10 protein-coding genes and 6 pseudogenes are annotated in these 13,564 nt (G+C 59.2%); 8 read left to right on the top strand and 8 right to left on the bottom strand.

All coding sequences use genetic code 11. From position 1 onward, the window contains the following. Nucleotides 1-290: 290 nt before the first annotated feature. Nucleotides 291-1,484, bottom strand: a complete 1,194-nt coding sequence (locus EOA36_RS00405; protein WP_245458614.1) for a TlpA disulfide reductase family protein — start codon at nt 1,482-1,484, stop codon at nt 291-293. Nucleotides 1,485-1,594: 110 nt separating this feature from the next. Beyond that, entirely contained in the window at nt 1,595-1,870 is a 276-nt protein-coding gene (locus EOA36_RS00400) for a hypothetical protein (protein WP_126097371.1), read from the bottom strand. A 331-nt stretch (nt 1,871-2,201) separates the two neighbouring features. Between EOA36_RS00400 and EOA36_RS00390 the strand changes: the two are divergent. After that, a pseudogene (locus tag EOA36_RS00390) lies at nt 2,202-2,523 on the top strand (hypothetical protein); the annotation flags it as partial. On the opposite strand, the pseudogene EOA36_RS00385 reads toward EOA36_RS00390, so the two are convergent. The 4 genes and pseudogenes from EOA36_RS00385 to EOA36_RS38880 form a co-directional block, all read right to left on the bottom strand. Then, nucleotides 2,520-3,419, bottom strand: a pseudogene (locus EOA36_RS00385) (aldehyde dehydrogenase family protein); the annotation flags it as partial. The pseudogenes EOA36_RS00390 and EOA36_RS00385 overlap by 4 nt on opposite strands. Further along, a pseudogene (locus EOA36_RS00380) lies at nt 3,410-4,035 on the bottom strand (type II toxin-antitoxin system HipA family toxin); the annotation flags it as partial. The pseudogenes EOA36_RS00380 and EOA36_RS00385, both read right to left, overlap by 10 nt. Before the next feature lie 269 nt (nt 4,036-4,304). Further along, nucleotides 4,305-4,856, bottom strand: a complete 552-nt coding sequence (locus EOA36_RS38885) for an insulinase family protein (protein WP_335930839.1) — start codon at nt 4,854-4,856, stop codon at nt 4,305-4,307. 49 nt (nt 4,857-4,905) lie between these two features. Continuing rightward, a pseudogene (locus EOA36_RS38880) lies at nt 4,906-4,962 on the bottom strand (hypothetical protein); the annotation flags it as partial. Between the two features lie 604 nt (nt 4,963-5,566). On the opposite strand from EOA36_RS38880, the gene EOA36_RS00370 reads away from it, so the two are divergent. From EOA36_RS00370 to EOA36_RS00350, 6 genes and pseudogenes are all read left to right on the top strand, one after another. Continuing rightward, the gene (locus EOA36_RS00370) at nt 5,567-5,905 is read left to right on the top strand and encodes a helix-turn-helix transcriptional regulator (protein WP_167498459.1); all 339 of its coding nucleotides are present in this window, start codon (nt 5,567-5,569) and stop codon (nt 5,903-5,905) included. Further along, nucleotides 5,895-7,211: a HipA domain-containing protein gene (locus tag EOA36_RS00365; RefSeq protein ID WP_126063913.1), complete on the top strand. Its 1,317-nt coding sequence runs from the start codon at nt 5,895-5,897 to the stop codon at nt 7,209-7,211. The genes EOA36_RS00370 and EOA36_RS00365 overlap by 11 nt, the downstream gene beginning before the upstream one ends. Nucleotides 7,212-8,411: 1,200 nt before the next feature. After that, nucleotides 8,412-8,597 carry a hypothetical protein gene (locus EOA36_RS37945; RefSeq protein WP_245460175.1) on the top strand — a complete coding sequence of 62 codons (186 nt, stop codon included), beginning with the start codon at nt 8,412-8,414 and terminating at the stop codon, nt 8,595-8,597. Nucleotides 8,598-8,651: 54 nt separating this feature from the next. Beyond that, nucleotides 8,652-9,185 (top strand): annotated as a pseudogene (locus EOA36_RS37940) (IS21 family transposase); the annotation flags it as partial. A gap of 10 nt (nt 9,186-9,195) precedes the next feature. Continuing rightward, nucleotides 9,196-9,506: pseudogene (locus tag EOA36_RS37935) on the top strand (ATP-binding protein); the annotation flags it as partial. A 192-nt stretch (nt 9,507-9,698) separates the two neighbouring features. Then, nucleotides 9,699-10,328: a hypothetical protein gene (locus tag EOA36_RS00350; RefSeq protein ID WP_126097373.1), complete on the top strand. Its 630-nt coding sequence runs from the start codon at nt 9,699-9,701 to the stop codon at nt 10,326-10,328. 403 nt (nt 10,329-10,731) lie between these two features. Here the strand turns inward: EOA36_RS00350 and EOA36_RS00345 are convergent, their stop codons facing one another. Then, a complete protein-coding gene (locus EOA36_RS00345) occupies nt 10,732-11,205 on the bottom strand; it encodes a hypothetical protein (protein ID WP_126097374.1) in 474 nt (157 codons plus the stop codon). 98 nt (nt 11,206-11,303) lie between these two features. Beyond that, nucleotides 11,304-11,759, bottom strand: a complete 456-nt coding sequence (locus EOA36_RS00340; protein WP_281015810.1) for a transposase — start codon at nt 11,757-11,759, stop codon at nt 11,304-11,306. 793 nt (nt 11,760-12,552) lie between these two features. Between EOA36_RS00340 and EOA36_RS00335 the strand changes: the two genes are divergently transcribed. Beyond that, a complete protein-coding gene (locus tag EOA36_RS00335; RefSeq protein ID WP_245329899.1) occupies nt 12,553-13,068 on the top strand; it encodes a DUF2285 domain-containing protein in 516 nt (171 codons plus the stop codon). The last annotated feature ends 496 nt before the right edge of the window (nt 13,069-13,564 follow it).

The raw sequence follows: 13,564 nt of genomic DNA, 5'->3' as shown, positions 1-13,564 counted from the left end.
TGCTTAATGGCCATGCCGCCAAGATCGAATTCGCTACCGGCATGAAACCTTGGTGTGGTGGAGGTGTTGAGAGGCACCTGCGCCAGGCTGGCGAACGGTTAGTAGCGGGCAAAACCCGTAGCTCAGCTCATAGCCCGCCTAAACAAAGGCGGGCATCGTACAAGGCCGCAGTCCTTCGGACTTAGGTCCAAAAGAGCGGCCCAGGTGATTTCGCAAGCCGGGCGGGGTTTGCGCCGTTCGCATCAAGAGCTGTCCGCCCGGCCAGTTCTGTCCCTCACATAAGCTGGCGGTCAGCCGCAAACGGTATACCAGCTGTCGAATCGGCCATTGTTTGGAACCGCACACAGAGCGCCGTAACAAACCTTCTCACCCTTGAAGTAGGCCAGGAACTGCAGCAAATGGGATATTTCGCGCTGTTCATCTTCGTCCCGGATAAGCTCCGGACCGCCCTGCGACTTCAGTGCCAGTTCGATCAACTCGATCGCCCGATCTTTGTTGCCGCTCTCGTGATAGTAGAGGGCTGCCAAACGATAGGGCAGGAGCTTACGTTTGTCGCTTTCCGGGGGATTCAGTGCCAGGATGTGTTCGGACAGCTGTTTTCCCATCGCCAAGCGCTCAGCAGACGGAAAGTGCGAATGGTCATAGTTCGGAAAGAAGAGCTCGTCTAACGCCGCAACCATCCAATTCTCGGAGTTTCTGTTGATCGCGTCGCGAACGAATTGGCGCATGACGGGCAAGCCGACCTGCATGTCCTTCATTTTGTGAAGCAACAGATTCACATGAGAACGGCGGAAACCGAGGTTGTCCGGCATCAAGGCGATGCCTTCTTCGATCGCCGAGAGCGCCGTCCTCCAATTCTTTTTCTCCACCGCCGCCCGATATCTGTCATTGATCGGCTTCTTCAGCGCTTGTTCGCGCGCTATGGGTTCGCCTTCCGCGATCCGCTCCGCATCGGCGGATTTTGCTTTATCGCTGGTGCGCCAGCTGCCGTTAAGCACCTTCGGCAAGACCTCATCGAGTTCCGTCGGTGCACCAATAAAGGCGATGCAGCCGTCTCGGTCGACCACGAAACTGGTGGGAATCCAGAAAGAAAAGCTGGGCTCCATCCAAAGCTTGTCCATTTCGCCTGTCGAGTCGAATGCGATCCGATAGTTCAGATTCGGGAACTTTTCCGTCAACCAAGCGTCCAACGTGCTTCGGGCCTCATCGGCCGTTGGAGCGCGTTCACTAGCCGCGACTCCTACGATCTCAACGCCGCTTTCCCTGTATTTCTCCTGCAGCTGCATCAGATGGGGCATCCCGTCCACACACGAACCGCACCAAGTTGCCCAAAATTCGACGATGTACACTTTGCCAGGCTCGAAGCTGGTGAGGGGCTCGCCACGCAGCCAGGTTTCCGCTTGAATCGAAGGAGCCGGGGACTCGATCTGCAACACCACGTTGTTCTCCAAAGCCGTTGTCAAAGGTTGTGAGATTTTCTGCACGAGCTTATTTCCCTCTCAGAGACGGCACACGGTTCAGGGGAGAGAACATCCTCGTCTGCTCCATTGCATACCGTCCTGCTGCAAGCGTTGCAAGGTCCATGCCAGCGGGCTCAGCGCGCAAGTGCATGAATATGCTTTGAAAAACCTCCGTAGTGCCCGGATGGCGGTTGGATTGAACCTGACAAATTTCTGCCTTTGTCAGGTTTTGAACGCGCATTGCCCGTGTTTCGCGCCGCCAGAAAAGCGTGGCCCATCCGCACGATCCTGAAGCCCAAACCGTCGAACCCGTGCGACACCGCCGCAATCATGTCGCGCCATGCATCGATGCCAAGCGCCTCGGCGTTGAGCTCGCAGCACGCCAGAGACATCATCGACGAGACGTTCAAGCTCTACCCGGGAACGGGAAAACGGCCCGAGGTTTGGCCTTGGTCGGGACGGCCGAACGGCAATATCGCCGAGAGGGAAAGACGCAGAAGAAGATCATCACACCCGGCGAGCCGAAAGTGTCGGCAAGCCATCGCAGAAGGCAGCAAACATGCAGGCCCAGACGTATCGCTGGGCGATCTGAGGGAGTGGCATACGTCGCGCGCCTGGTGCAGAAATTGCTCGCATCATGCCGAAGTAAGGTCGGCCGCGCTAATCCGCCGGTATGGCAAAGGCGCGCTATTCAGCACGGTCGAGGGCACTTGGTTGCCCGGGAATTGAACCGGCTCATCACTGGTCAGTGACAATGCCAGCGAGTTCATCTCGAACGCCATCCTCTCCTGCGCGGATCAGAACCGGTCGAATGGCATTCCATGCGCATGGCAAGCATCGCTATCGCCTGTGGCGCGCCGACTGCAACACCGCGCGGCCGCACTCCCAAATCGCCTGGCAGACATCGGCCGAGTTCGCCACCACCTTCAACCCGCGACGGTCGCTCGCGCTGCGCTATGCGAAAGGTTCCGCGCCAGCGCCCGTCGCTTCACCCGCCCAGCAGCGCACAACCCACGCCGGAAACGAACCCAAAACTGGAGAAACTCGGGGCGACGTCATTTAGATTCCACCCATGCAGAGGTACTTCATTCCGAGGTAGTCTTCGAGCCCGTGGCGGGAACCCTCCCGCCCGATGCCGGACTGCTTCAAGCCGCCAAAGGGCGCCGCTTCCGAAGACATACGCCCGTATTGATGCCAATCATGCCATCCAATGCCTCGGCCACGCGCCAGACACGCCTCAGGTTCGAGGCATGGAAATAGGCGGCGAGCCCGTAATCGTGTCGTTTGCCTCACAGATGACCTGATCCGCATCGTGGAAGCGGATGATCGGCGCCAACGGCCCGAAAGTCTCCTCTTGCGCAACCGCCATGATGCTGGAGATCTCGGTGAAGACTGTGGGTTTGAAAAAGGTGCCATCCTTGCCGATATGTTCGGCCGCGCATCGAATTATCCCACCTTTGGCAACGGCATCTGCGATGTGGGACTCGATCTTGGCCAAAGCATGCATGTCGATGAGTGGTCCGACGTCCACTCCCGGAGCGAAGCCGTCGCCAACCGATAAGTGCCGGACTTTCTCCACGAACTTCTCGACGAACTCATCGTGAACGCTCGATTGGACGTAAAGCCGGTTCGATGAAACGCGCAAGTCTGGCCGGCATTGCGGAACTTCGCCTGGATCGCGCCGTCAACCGCAGCGTCAATATCCGCGTCATCGAAGACGATGAAGGGCGCATTGCCGCCGAGCTCGAGGCTGACCTTCTTGATCTGGTCCGAGCGCTGGCGCATGAGCAGTCGGCCAACCGCGGTGGAGCCTGTAAAGCTGATCTTTCGGACCTTGGCATTGGAGCAGAGTTCGCGGCCCCACGCGACCACCTTCGGTCGCATAGACCCAGGTTGACGACGACGTCAGGAAAAGCCGGCTTGCTGCGCGAGGGCAAACATTGCACCTAGCCGTGCCACGCCACGATCAGATCGAGCGCGGCTTCGTTGCGTGCGGGTTCTGTGGTCAGTGGAGGGCGGAGGAAAAAGCGCTCGGCGTGCTCGCCCTCGCGATACCGCTGGTTCGCGCCGGCAAGCGCCCATGTCGCGTCGGCAGCGCCCTGGGCGCTGCCGTATTGTTCTATGAGGCGGTTCGCGATTGCCTCGCGCATCGTCTCGCCGATGGATGCCGCGTGTTCGCTGCGCAGGCGGAAAGCTTCGAGGAAGCGCTGGCGCATCGAGGAGACGTCGATCCGGAATTCTCCCATTCCATCATCGACAACCGCTTGAGCGACTGATGGGTGGTCGGGAGCTGCGTTCTGAATGATTTCCAGCAAGCGCAAGCGCGTGCGCTGTATTCGTCGCCCGCTCAGGAACAGGCGGCCATCCCGGGTCGGGCCGAGAAGCACAGCGCTCGCCGCCGAGAGGTAAGCGTTGGGATACAGGTATTTGGCGATGGCGTGCTTGAGTATCATGGCCTCGATATCCTCCCCGGCATCGAGATAGATGCCGCGCATTAACTGGACGAGCTTGCCCGTTTCAGCCTGATAGTGGCTGCGGGTTTTATCGATGTTTTCACAACGAGGTGAAGGGCCATTTCTAAAGTTCCCTGAGATACGGGAAAGCTAGCATAATCATCATATTCAAGAGTTTCTAACTTTCCCGTATTTGGTATACGCAAAAGTTAGAATACTTTCTCGGAACGACGGCATTCTTCGGGGCGGGAAATCGAATCACGGGAGAGAACCTGGTCTGCGAGGGCGCGCAGGCAGTCTCAAGGCGTTCATTCTGCCACACCATAATCGGATCAGCCACACGTAGTTCGGCGAGTCCTTCAGCTATTGTAGAGCGTGGGATTATTCGCTGTCACGGGCCAACGCCCGGCCGAAAGCAGCTTCTTCGCCGCCGCCCTGCCTGGTCGAGGATCACCTGCTCGATGAGGGCCGGGCGGCGCTGGATGTAGTCCATGCCGAGTTTGTCGAGCTGCAACCCGACAAGCGTGGCGGAAATCGACCTGGAGGAACCCAGATTGTCGATAGCATAGGCGCCGATCAGATACTTCTTGCTCGCTTCGAGTTCGGCCGCTGTTGGGCCTGTGTCCACCAGCTCGTTGATTGGTTGTGTTATCAGGTCGAGCGTCTCGGCCGCCCTGTCGGCGCGCGTCGACGTCGTCACGACAAGCATGTTGGAATGCTGGTAGCCTTCCAAGCTGGACGAGACACCGTAGGCAAGGCCGCGCTTTTCGCGCACTTCCTGGAACAGACGTGAGGTAAATCGTGAGCCTCCGACTATATCGTTCATCAGCTGTCCCGCGTAGAATTCCGGGTCGTTGCGTCCAATGGCGGGAAAGGCCAGCTGGAGCGAAGTCTGGTGGAGGGCGTATGCGACCTGCGTCCGCTCGGCGCTTCGGGGTGACATCAGGTACGGGGGCGAGCGCCTGTTTCTGAGGCAAATCGCCGAACAGCTGGTCGAGCCTTGCTCTCAGGGCTTTGGCATCTATGTCGCCTACGACCGCCACATGCAGCCCGTCGCGGGCGAAAGCGGCTTTGTGGAAGGCGCTTAGATCGGAGGGCGTTACGCTGGTCAGGCTCCCTTGGGCGGTCTCGAATACGCCGTAGATTCCGCGCCGCCAGGCCAGCTCGGCGATCGCGTGAGGTTCGCGCTCATTGGCAATGATTTCGGAGAGAAGCTGGGCGCGTATGCGGTCGAAAAGTGCTGGTATAGCCGGCTGCGAGTCCCGCCGCCGAGGATGTCGGCCAGTAGTCGAGCGCCTCGGCCTCGCACCAGGGACCGCCCATCGAATGACTCATGCGAGGCGTCTCAAGGCTGTCCGCGATCCAGCGCCAGATCTCCGCCTCGCCCGAGGCGCGCAGAGCTGGCCGGTTGTGCAGGAGCCGTAGGCAATATTCGCCTTCCTTGTTCGGACGTGTAACGCTTGCGTCCCTCGTCGCATTCTACCTGGCTTTCCGAACGTAGCCGTGATGCGAACTCTTGCTGCATATAAAGTCGAATCAGGGGGATTGAGTCATACGATACGGAGTCTTGACTTTGGCAGTCGCTCTGCGACATTACCTATATAAAGGTCGAAAGATGGTGATATGGATCATGCATAGGTCACGGAGACCCGAATGACGGCAGCGCATAAACGCACCTATTCGCGCTACGCGATGGAAGCGCTTGGCCTTTTCGGTAAGACCATCCGGCTGGGCCGGATGCAGCACCGATTAACCGCACAGGAGTTAGCCGAGAGAATCGGTGTTTCACGCAGCACCCTGCAGCGCATCGAGAAGGGCGATCCCAAAGTCGAAATCGGACTGATGTTCGAAGCTGCTGCCATTGTCGGTGTGAAGCTGTTCGATGCCGACGGCAATGGCATCACAGCCCTCACAGGCCGCATTGACGATCGCATCGCGCTGCTGCCGAAGCACGTCTACAAGGCCGGCAAGCAGATCGTCGATGAGTTCTAAGGTCCCCAAGTACGACGAAGCCTATGTCTGGGTCTGGCTGCCGGGCGAGACCGCGCCGGTTGTCGCCGGGCGGCTATATGCCCATGACGGACTCGTCAGCTTCAACTATGGCAGGAGCTTTCGTGAACTGGGCAGCGCGATCCCGCTTTATCTCCCGGAACTGCCCCTGAAGGCAGGCGAATTGCCTTTGCTTCCTGGCCTAACCATGCCGGGATGCATCCGCGATGCTGCCCCCGATGCCTGGGGACGACGGGTTATCCTAAACCGCAAATTCGGTGTGAAGGGCGATGAAATCGCGCGGCTCGATATTTCAGAACTGACGTTCCTGCTGGAATCAGGCTCGGACCGCATCGGCGCGCTCGATTTTCAGTTTTCGCCCACGAATTACGAGCCGCGCGCACTGGCCAATGCCACTCTCGAAGAGCTTGTCCAATCGGCGGAGCGGGTAGAGAAAGGTATTCCGCTCACCCCCGAATTAGATCAGGCGCTGCATCACGGCAGCTCGATCGGCGGCGCAAGGCCAAAGGCGCTGATCGAGGATGACGCCGTCAAGCATGTCGCGAAATTTTCCTCGTCTGCCGACCTTTACAGCGTCGTCAAAGGAGAATTCATAGCCATGCGGCTTGCCGCCTTGTGCGGCATCAGAGCGGCATCCGTCTCGCTCGTTCGCGCCGCAGGCAACGACGTGTTGCTCGTCGAGCGATTCGACCGGATCAAGGTCACGGGCGGCTGGCAACGCAAATCCATGGTCTCAGCGCTGACGATGCTCGCGCTCGATGAGATGATGGCGCGTTACGCCAGCTACCAGGATTTGGCGGAGATCATTCGCCACCGATTCACCGCGCCGTCGGAAACTCTGCGCGAGTTATTCAGCCGCATTGTCTTCAACATACTTTGCGGCAACACCGACGATCATGCCCGCAACCATGCGGCATTCTGGGATGGGGCTAAGCTCACCCTCACGCCTGCGTACGATATTTGTCCGCAGGCCCGCAGTGGCCAGGAGGCCAGCCAGGCCATGCTCATCAGCGGCAATAACCGCATGAGCCGGATAGCGTCCTGCCTTGAAGCCGCGCATCACTTCCTGCTCAGCGCGCCGGAAGCTCTTGCGATTGTTGAAGGCCAGCTCCGATGCATTGCGGAGAATTGGCCGCGTGTTAGCGAGGAAGCTACGCTATCCGGCACAGATCGCAATCTGTTCTGGGGCCGACAGTTCCTCAATCCCTACGCTTTTACGGCGCTGGAAGGAAGCGCCGACGTTCTCCGCGCTCTGGCTGACGAACTACGCAACAGTGTTCACGCCTGATCCGGCGCTGGATTTCGGACAAGCTCGGCAAGCGTAAGACGCCCACAATATGGACAACCCTTGCCGTGCCAGGACGAAGATTGAACAAACGGCTCTTCAACAGTGACAACGTGCACTGCGGAGAGATGTGGAGCTGACATCGCAAAAGCCCAAGACGCGCGACTTCCCGCGATACAACTCCACATAACTGAGCGTCTACAAGCGGTGCAGCCAGCCAAACATCCAGCCATCAAAGCGATGATCGTCTGATCTTTTGCCGATGACATCACGTCGGGGAAGACTTGTTCGAGCGCTTGCCGCTTCATATCGATACCGGCCTGGGCGTAGCGCATCGTTAGTTCAGCCCGAGTGGCCTGGCCATCGACTGATGGTGGCGATGTCAACACCCGCCTTGACGAGGTGGATGGCCGTCGTGTCCCGCAAAGGGCGATGATGGATGCTTTTTTCCGCCAGGGTGGTTCCTTCGCCCGCAGCCATGTGTGCGCAGCAAGTATCGAACACCGAACCGGGTGAGCAGTGTGGGGCGGTCGTTGCTTTGCTCGGCGGGACAGGGCGATACCAGACGAAGGTCACAATCGAAGAGTCAGGATCCCTGAACTCGTGCATCCGTATTGAACATCAGCGAAAACAGAGCGTAATCCCGCTGTCCAGAAGGCGTGCGGCGGTCGATACGCGCCAGGACGCTCTTGATTTCCGGGCTCATCGAGATATTCGACAGGTGCCACCCACGCGCTCTCTTGAAGGGAAGTGTCACCACCAGTTGCAGCGTATCCTAATATTCGGGGTGCTCCGAAATCAGGAACCGCGCAAAGGCATGCATCGCCGCCAGCCTTGCATTGCGGGTCGCAACTGCCACGCTCGACCTCAAGTGATGTGAGAAAGCTGCCCATCCTGTCGGTATTGATGTCGGAGACCGCTTCTTTCAAGAATATCTTCCCGCTCTCCCGCGGCATGAGCCCGTGGCATGCTTCGGCCCAATGCTGTGGATTGATGTTTCTTCATGCCACAACCTCGCTGACGAGACCGCCGAAAGGCCCTTCAAAGCGGTCGGTGGCGATCTCTCGCAGCTTTGGAAGGTAGTGCATTGATTTTTCGTGGAATGGGGACCCTGTTTAAAGGGTGATTTTCGTCCAAACGGGACCCTTTAACGATGGGGTCATCAAGATGCCTCCGGCTTGATCGGAGGCATTTGTGTTTTGGATGTTGGTTTTAGAGACGATTGCAAAGATACGTCGGCTGTCGCTGGTCCAGGGGAAGTCGATCAAGGCGATCTGCCGTGAGCTGAAGATCTCGCGCAAGGTGGTGCGCAAGGTCCTGCGTTCTGAGCAGACGGAGTTCCGCTACGAGCGCAAGCACCAGCCCTCCCCGCATGGGAGCCTGGCGTGAGACGCGGGACCGGCTGCTGTCGGCGAATGCGGCCAAGCCGCAGCGGGAGCGGCTGCCGGTCGCTTCGACGGCTTCCATTGCATTCCCCCGTCGGTGTCGAAGACCTGCACGGTGCGCTTCGACAACAACAAATACTCGGTGCTGTCGAGTGCCGTCGGTCGGCCCGTCGAGATCCATGCTTATGTCGATCGGATCGCATCCGCCAGAGGATGGCGTGGTCGTGGGAGAACACGTTCGCTCCTTTGGCCGCAACGAGGTCGTCTACGATCCCTGGCACACGGCGCGCGCCGTTCCTTAGCTGGGTCCTGCGGTCGGCAATGGAGAAGGTGCGGCGCAGCTCAAGGCGGTTGATGACGTCGACCGGCAGATGGTGTTGATCCTCACCTGGGTGCTGACCGACGGATTGAGCGCGGTCGAGGCCGCCTGTCAGGAAGCCATCGAGCACGGTGCATCGTCGGCGCCGGTGATCCTCAACATCCTGGCCCGCAGCCGCGATCCGGCGCCGGGCACGATCCTTTCCATTCCCCAGGCGCTGAAGCTAGCTCACGAGCGGTCGCCGACTGCGCCCGCTATGACAGTCTCAGGAGGACAAACAGCCATGGAACGCACCGAGGTACTGGAACTGATGGGAGCGCTGAAGCTCTACGGAATGCGCAGAGCCTATGACGAGATCATGGGCGCGTCGCCATCAAGCGACGGCACGAGCCCAGGATTGTCGGTGATCTCTTGCAGGCCGAGATATCGGAGAAGCAGGCCCGCTCCATCAAATACCAGTTCGCTGTCGCCAAGTTGCCGCTGGCCAAGGACATCGACGACTTCGACTTCGCCGACACGCCGGTCACCCCCTGATGCGCGATCTCGCCCGGCGGCGCCTTCGTCGCCGATCAGCGCAACATCGTCCTGGTCGGCCGCCTTCACGGGTCACCCAACTCGCGCGGAAGGTCGACCGCATTGCGACGGGCGCGTGTCGACTTCCCAACAATGTCAGACAGGAGGCACAACGCTATCGGAGCGATCGCATTGCCCGAAACGATTTTCCCAGTTGGCACGACAATTGCGGTCCTATGCGCAAAAGCAAACTAGACCTGAGAGCCGCACCGCATGAATGTAGCCTCCCAATATCTGCCGCTTGTGGCGCATCACGAAGCCGGGCACGCGGTGGCCGCCATCGTTTTGCACCGTCAGGTGTTCGACGACGACCGTGAACTCCCTGCTTTCTCAAGTGTTAGTATTTACCCCGACGCCGGTGACGGAGAGTGCGGTGGTGTTGTCGAAGGCGCGGGTTTTTATTCAGCGCAAGGAGTCACCTCGAAGCGAAAGCCGATTTTCGAGGACGATATGGATCGATATTTGAAACGCGATTGTGCGATCCAAGAGATAGTTGCGTGTCTGGCAGGTCCTTTTGCAGAATCCGCATTCGAAGGCTATCTGGACCCGCGCGATATGGCGATGAATGCGTCCGATGGGAATGACGGGAGCAGCGACTACGCGGATGCCAAGCGAATCTATGGTGAGTTGCGGTTCCTGATGCCGCGCCGCCCCCGTTGGAGGCGGATCGAAGATCGCACGGCCCGGCTAGTACTCGATCACTGGTCAGCCATCGAAGCATTGGCCGCGCATTTGCTGGTCAAGCATGATCTCCAATTCGATGAGGCTCTGACGATTGTTGCGCCGCATCTTCCGCCCATGCCAGCAGCTACGCCGCCAGAGCGTCATCCGCAGCCTGCTTGATCAGCCATTCGATGTGATTTGACCACATCTGCAACACCTCGCGCCTCTCCTTGACGTTGCTAAAGAGATTGTAGATTTCGCCAATGTCTCAGGGACGACGCCTTGTGTTCACTATGTGCTCGATGACGTGTGGCAATACCTGCCGCCTGCCGAGATTTGTCGCGAGCGTCCTGCGCAGATCGTGAAGGGTCCCGTTCTCCAAAGCCACCCCGTCAACATTGACCTTGCCGTCTCGAGCCTTCTTGCCCTTCGCGTAGCCTGAGAAGTGGCTTTTTTTGTTGACCCTGGCAGGGAAAACAAACGTGTCATTAGTCTTCGGTGCCGACTGGGGGACCGACACCGCCAGTGTGGACAGCGGAATAAGCGTAGGCTCTTCGTTCTTCGTGCGGTCACCCGATAGTTCTCATGTTCCGGCTTCAAGGTTGAGTTCAGACCAATGCATCGCGGCAACTTCCGTACGCCTCTGTCCGGTCAGCATGAGCAGCTTGACGATGGAGCCGAACGAATAGCCGATATCGCCCGGTTCGGGCTCACAGCCCGTCCATATAGCCGCCAGTTCGGCATCGTTCACCACTCGCTTGCGCTTGACGATCGGGGCCGGATACCTAATTTTCCAAACCCTCGCGGGAAACCGCGATGAGCCGTTGCGGCGGTTTGCGATACCAGTTGAAAATGCCCGCATATACCAGAAGGCCGTGTTAGCCCTTTGCGGGTGACCCCCGGCGACGATCTTCTTGGTGATGTTAGCAATGTCGGTGTCGATCACATGGTGGATAGAGCGACTCCCGAGGGCAGGCACAAGATACCGGTTCAGGCTGGCCTCGACCAGTGCGGTGTTTTGAGGGTCGTTACTCGGCGGCCTGGAGGTGATCGCCATCGCCGTCCTCGGTATCGTCAGCGCTGATATGCGCCTGATCGGCAAGGAAGGCTGGCAGTTCCGATGGAGCTATGCTGGAATTTGGGCGACGAGGCTGATCAAGCGGCGCTCTGCGGCTTCGTTTCGATGACCTGGATTCCGTCCAGGAACCTGGCACCTGCGATGAGTTTCGGCAACTGATTTTGTCCTTTCAATCGTCGCCACTTCCTGGCCGCGGCCAACAGCTTGAAGACCATCAGCTGGGCGGTTTTCGAGGATAGCGAGCCCTTGGTGCGAACCGTGCGATAGCGAACGGTTGCAAAGACGCTTTCGATGGGATTGGACGTTCGCAGATGATCCCAGTGTTCGGCGGGGAAATCGTAGAGCGCCAGCGACGCATTCTGATCTTTCGTCAGGCAGTCGACCGCCTTGGCATACGCCTCGGCCTCCATCTCGATCGCATGCGCAAGCAATTTGCGCGCGCCGCTGCGAAGTACATCCGTCAGGGTATCATCGATTTCGTCGGGCTGACGAAGGCGAACAATGTGTTGATAGTCTCGTTCATGGCGTATCACTCTCCTTGAGAGGTACTGGCAGGCTTCATCACCCGCCTCGATACGCCGCTCTCCTCAAGCCGCCATCATCCAGTTTCCGCCATGGCTCCCCCTGATTGATCCGCTTCACCTGTGCAACTGCACAGGCTGCCCTAGCGGGGAGATTGGCCTCCAATGGCGAAAACTTGCCGCAGGAGACCCTCCGATGACCGTGCCTATGGCGCCGCCGCTACGACAACTTGCCGACAAGCAGCGTGCGATCCACTGCCGCGCTACTGCGCCTTCAAGGGACGTCTGGATCGCGACGCAGGAGCCGATGACCGTTACGGGATCAATTCCAGGTCGCGCTGGCCGTCGCTGTGCCAGTTCGACGGTCTGGTGGCAATTTGGGCACATCTTCTGTCGCCGACAGTGGCGATGGCTGACGCTTCAACGAAACGGGGTCTTCGACGTCTGCTGCCTTCGCCGATGCTTTGCGAAGTGGCATAATGTTTCGACGCACGCAGGCGCGGGCAGGGGATGTCAGTCATGAATCTCCTGACTGGCGCGGATCAGGCCGATTGGCGGGATGAAAGATCATACGACTACACCGCTGGCCTGACGCTGCGGGAGTGGGCTTGGGAGTTCTTACGCCGCAATCCAGCGTTCCAGCGCGATCTGACCGCTGCGCGCCAGCATTGCAAGACTTGGTCTCTCCAATCCTTTCTCGATATGGTCGCGTCGGCCGGCGACCTGTCACGCTGGGGTGTTCTGTTTCGCGGAGTCTTGTGGCCGCGCTTCGGTCGTATTCTGGTGTCCGCTCTGGTGCGTCCATGTGCTGCCGGTCATTGCGGAACGGTTGCCTGCCTCGTCGCCGACACCGCCGTTCGAACTCTCGGCATTGCCCTGTCGTGCAACCGTCCTGCTGGCGCCCGACAAGAGCCAGCATGTTCTTCTTCGCAATGCGGACCACGCGCTGCAGCTCGCCGTCTCGGGCGCGAATATCCTCCACCCTGTTTGCCTGCATACGCAAGCCATCTGGCCCGCGGTGCTTTTAAAGCATCGACTGAGGGGACTGGAGTGCCTCAATGCTCTCAGTCTAGGGCAACAGTTGCCCCCCCGCTTGTTTGCGCCGGAAAAGCGCGGCGTCCGTTTGTCCTTCGTTCTTCGTGCGCTCGACGGTTCGCTCGCCGGAGCACCTCATCGCGAGCTCGCCGAAGTTCTCATCGGTCAACGGCGCGTCCATGCCGACTGGGCGGATCCTCGCGATCATCTGCGCGACCGCATCCGTCGGGCCGTCTCGCGTGGCCGCGCGCTCATGAATGGTGGCTACAGAGATTTCCTAATTTGAAAAGCGACAGTCCGCGCTGTGCGTCGGTGGATGAACGTTCGCTCGCAGCTGTACCCGTCACCAACAGTTCGCCCGCCGACAGGACTGCATGGCGCCTTGCAAGGTGCGCTCTGGTCTAGCTTGTCGATGCCGCAATGAGATGGGCGAGGGTGCCAAGGCGGTGGTTCATTAGGGCCGGCCTCGACCTGGACGCACATCATTGGTCGGAAAGCGGCGTGCACCGCAATGTCGCCATAGCAGCCAAGATCCTTTGAGTCCGGACCTGCAGTCCTGTTGGACCGGCGGGTGCAACAATATGGAGGGATTTGAGGCCTCACACCGCTCCCTGGTCGACAGCTCGGTCAGACATAGCACCCACCGCTTGATTATGGAAATGGTGTGCCTGGAGTGCAGCGAGTAGCGGCTTGCTGCGCACTGTCCTAAGAACAGCAGTCATGACCCGTCTGGGGGTCTGCAACACGACGATTCAACCGCTTGGGCATTGTCGCATATCCCC

The organism is Mesorhizobium sp. M8A.F.Ca.ET.021.01.1.1, assembly GCF_003998025.1.
Lineage (GTDB): Bacteria > Pseudomonadota > Alphaproteobacteria > Rhizobiales > Rhizobiaceae > Mesorhizobium.
This window is presented reverse-complemented; position numbering and strand designations above follow the sequence as displayed.

Bases quoted from the DNA above. Each gene is read 5' to 3' on its own strand.
- EOA36_RS00345 (WP_126097374.1), bottom strand. From the start codon at position 11,205: ATGGCGATCACCTCCAGGCCGCCGAGTAACGACCCTCAAAACACCGCA.
- EOA36_RS37945 (WP_245460175.1), top strand. From the start codon at position 8,412: ATGTTGGTTTTAGAGACGATTGCAAAGATACGTCGGCTGTCGCTGGTC.
- EOA36_RS00370 (WP_167498459.1), top strand. From the start codon at position 5,567: ATGACGGCAGCGCATAAACGCACCTATTCGCGCTACGCGATGGAAGCG.
- EOA36_RS00365 (WP_126063913.1), top strand. From the start codon at position 5,895: ATGAGTTCTAAGGTCCCCAAGTACGACGAAGCCTATGTCTGGGTCTGG.
- EOA36_RS00350 (WP_126097373.1), top strand. From the start codon at position 9,699: ATGAATGTAGCCTCCCAATATCTGCCGCTTGTGGCGCATCACGAAGCC.
- EOA36_RS38885 (WP_335930839.1), bottom strand. From the start codon at position 4,856: ATGTCACCCCGAAGCGCCGAGCGGACGCAGGTCGCATACGCCCTCCAC.